Genomic DNA, 1,379 nt, shown 5'->3' with positions numbered 1-1,379 from the left:
ATGGGTCGCTCCGCTCCGCCCTCCCGGCCGTCCGGCCAGGGCTCCGCTGCGCTCGCGTCGTCGAGGAGGGCGCGGTACTGCTCGACGGTGCCGAGCGCCGTCTGACGCCACGTGAACTGCGCCAACGCTCGCGCTTGGCCGGCCCGGCCGATGCGGGCGCGCAGCTCGGCGTCGCCGAGTGCGCGCCGGATGGCAGTGGCGAGCGCATCCGGGTCTCCCGGGGGGACGAGCAAGCCGGTCTCGCCGTCGTTCCCGATCACTTCGGGCACCGCGCCACCGGTCGTGCCCACGACCGGGACCGCGCACGCCATGGCCTCGACCGCCGGCAGCGAGAACCCTTCGTACAGCGAGGGGACGCACGCCACCTCGGCCTCGGCGTACAGCTCCACGATGCGCTCGGTCGTCACGCCGCTCACGAACTCCACGGCATCGGACACGCCGAGCCGGTCGATCAGGGCCGGGATGCGGCTCTTCGCCTTCGGCTTGCCGATGACGATGAGGTGCGCCTCGGGGACCTCGGTCCGCACCTTGGCCAGCGCCTCGAGCAGTGGTGCCAGGCCCTTCATCGGGACGTCCGCGCTCGCGGTGGTCATGAGGCGCCCCGGGACCTTGGCGATGTGGGGTCGCGGGCCGAACACCGACGGGTCGACCCCGACGGGCACCACGTGGAGCCGCTCGATCGGCACGCCCATCTGCGCGGCGATGTCACGGCGGGACGACTCGGAGACCGTCACGTGGCGCGGGATGCGGCGCGCCACCTCGATCTGCATGTCGAGGAACCCGTACCAGCGCCGGAGCGTCCACCGGCGGGAGGCGTTCGTGGCGTGGGCGAGGTCGAGGTCGCGGTCGACGGTGATCGGGTGATGCAGGGTGGACAGCACCGGCCAGCCGTCGCGCTCCATCATCGCCACCAGACCCCGGCCGAAGCATTGGTTGTCGTGGACGAGGTCGAAGTCGGCCCGACGGCCGCGGAGGAGGCGCCGCACCCGCATGCTGAACGCGTACGGCTCGGGGAACCCCGCGGCGCACATGATGGCGAACTCGCGGAGGTCGATCGAGCTGCGGAACTCCCACGGCCACGGGATCCGGAACGGGTTCTCCGGGCGGTATAGGTCGAGACTCCGCACCTCCTCCAGCTGCCCGGGGTGGACGAGGTCGGGGTACGGCGGCCCGGAGAAGACGGTGATCTGGTGGCCGAGCTCGGTCAGCTCCCGTGCGAGATACCGCGTGTAGACGCCCTGACCGCCGCAATGGGGGTTCCCGCGGTACACGAGGTATGCGATGCGAAGGGGGGCTTCCGGCGCAGACATGGGGGTCGGAATCTTACTGTGTGGCCCAGGATCCCTTTCCCCAGGCCGTTTTGGGGGTTCTGCGCCTAG

1 protein-coding gene is annotated in these 1,379 nt (G+C 71.4%); it reads right to left on the bottom strand.

Annotated elements, in window-relative coordinates; translation table 11 throughout:
* The coding region (locus tag WEE69_02040) for a glycosyltransferase family 4 protein (GenBank protein MEX1144069.1) at positions 1 to 1,310 on the bottom strand (1,310 nt) is incomplete at its 3' end.
* Positions 1,311 to 1,379 lie beyond the last annotated feature (69 nt).

The sequence above is a fragment of the Acidimicrobiia bacterium genome (genome assembly GCA_040881685.1).
In the GTDB taxonomy this organism is placed as follows: domain Bacteria; phylum Actinomycetota; class Acidimicrobiia; order IMCC26256; family PALSA-555; genus SHVJ01.
The sequence above is the reverse complement of the archived record's forward strand: the minus strand, read 5'-3'. Positions and strand labels throughout refer to the sequence as shown.